This window comes from Mesorhizobium sp. M7A.F.Ca.US.006.04.2.1 (genome assembly GCF_004022915.1).
GTDB classification, from domain to species: domain Bacteria; phylum Pseudomonadota; class Alphaproteobacteria; order Rhizobiales; family Rhizobiaceae; genus Mesorhizobium; species Mesorhizobium ciceri.
The window spans coordinates 1-1387 of record NZ_RZQA01001212.1 but is presented as its reverse complement, the minus strand read 5'-3'; the positions used below and the strand labels follow the sequence as shown (position 1 = coordinate 1387).

At 66.1% G+C, this 1387-nt stretch carries 1 pseudogene; it reads right to left on the bottom strand.

The window, feature by feature from the left end:
- Positions 1-33: 33 nt before the first annotated feature.
- Positions 34-1387 (bottom strand): annotated as a pseudogene (locus EN925_RS35900) (bifunctional salicylyl-CoA 5-hydroxylase/oxidoreductase); the annotation flags it as partial.

Sequence of the window (1387 nt, the reverse complement as noted above, 5' to 3'; positions counted from 1 at the left end):
GCGCATGCTTGCCGGGTATCGTCGCGGCGGCCGTCATACTTTCAGCCCCGCTGCGGCGTCGCGCTCGGCCAGACGGTAGAGCTGGTCGCGTCCGGGCAGATAGGGATCAGGCCATTTGACACCGCGGTCGCCGAGCGTGACGGCGGCATGCAGCGTCCAGTAGGGATCGGCGAGATGCGGCCGCGCCAGCGCCACCAGGTCGGCGCGGCCGGCCATCAGGATCGAATTGACATGGTCCGGCTCGTAGATGTTGCCGACCGCCATCGTCGCCATGCCGACCTCGTTGCGGATGCGGTCGGAAAACGGCGTCTGGAACATGCGGCCATAGACAGGCTTGGCCAGTGCCGAGGTCTGGCCTGCCGAGACATCGCAGATGTCGACGCCGGCCTCATGCAGCAGCCGCGCGATCTCGACCGCGTCGGCCGGCGTCACGCCCTCGATGCCGACCCAGTCATTGGCCGAAATGCGCATCGAGATCGGCTTCTCCGCCGGCCAGGCGGCGCGCACCGCGCGGAAGATTTCGAGGGGATAGCGCATGCGATTGTCCAGCGAACCGCCATATTCATCCGTGCGCCGGTTGGTGACCGGCGTGATGAAGGACGACAAGAGATAGCCATGCGCGGCGTGGATTTCGAGCATGTCGAAGCCGCAACGATCGGCCATCTCGGTGGACGCCACGAATTCGTCGCGCACGCGGTCCATGTCGGCGCGGTCCATCGCCTTCGGCACCTGATTCTGCGGCGACCACGCGACCGCCGAGGCCGCCATCACAGGCCAATTGCCTGAGACCAACGGCACGTCAGTGCCCTCCCAGCCAAGCCGGGTCGAGCCCTTGGCGCCGGAATGGCCGATCTGGGCGCAGATCTTGGCTTCGGTTTCGGTATGGACAAAGTCGACCAGCCGCTTCCACGCCACCTCATGCTCGGGCGCGTAGAAGCCGGGACAGCCGGGCGTGATGCGCCCCTCGGGGCTGACGCAGGTCATCTCGATATAGATGAGGCCGGCGCCGCCCTTGGCGCGCTCGGCGTAGTGGGTGAAATGCCAGTCGGTCGGACAGCCGTCGACAGCCTTGTACTGCGCCATCGGCGAAACGACGACGCGGTTCTGCAGCCTCATGTCGCGCAGCTTGAACGGCGCGAACATCGGCGCGCGGCGCAGGCTGTTGCCGCCGGCGCCCGCCTGGCGCTGGAACCATTCTTCCGCGCTTTCAAGCCATTCGGCATCGCGCAGTCGCAGATTCTCGTGGCTGATACGCTGCGAGCGGGTCAAAAGCGAATAGTTGAACTGCACCGGATCGAGGCCGAGATAGCGCTCGACCTCCTCGAACCATTCCAGCGAATTGCGCGCCGCCGATTGCAGCTTCAGCACCTCGGTGCGGCGGGCATTC